The organism is Aminobacter sp. P4_D5 (assembly GCF_056401815.1).
This window is the reverse complement of record NZ_JBFUIP010001227.1, coordinates 1-553: the sequence shown is the minus strand read 5'-3', so window position 1 is coordinate 553 and position 553 is coordinate 1. Positions and strand designations below refer to the sequence as shown.

General features: G+C 69.6%; 1 protein-coding gene. It reads left to right on the top strand.

Annotated features, from left to right (window positions below):
• Positions 1–553: glutamine amidotransferase-related protein (locus AC1DWF_RS37635; protein WP_476843509.1), on the top strand; the 553-nt coding region annotated here is incomplete at both ends.

Sequence of the window (553 nt, the reverse complement as noted above, 5' to 3'; positions counted from 1 at the left end):
CCAGGCCAAGGCCTGGCCGGGGCTGGAGGGCATGGATCTCGCGAAGGAGGTCACTGCCCGCCAGTCGTACCAGTGGGACGAGACCACCTGGTCCTGGGGCAAGGGCTTCGGGAAGCAAGTCGCGCCGAAGCGCAAGGTCGTCGCCATCGACTACGGCGCCAAGCGCAACATCCTGCGCTGCCTCGCCGATGCCGGCTGCGCCGTGACGGTCCTCCCCGCGACGGCGACGGCCGAGGAAATCCTCCGGGAGAAGCCGGACGGCGTCTTCCTCTCCAACGGCCCCGGCGATCCGGCGGCGACGGGCGTCTATGCCGTGCCCGCGATTCAGGGCGTGCTGAAGGCGGAGGTGCCGGTCTTCGGCATCTGCCTCGGCCACCAGCTGCTGGCACTGGCGCTGGGCGCCAAGACCTACAAGCTCGACCGCGGCCATCGCGGCGCGAACCAGCCGGTACAGGACCTGACCACCGGCAAGGTCGAGATCACCAGCCAGAACCACGGCTTCGCTGTGGATGCCACGACCCTGCCCGAGGGCGTGACCGTCACCCATGTCAGC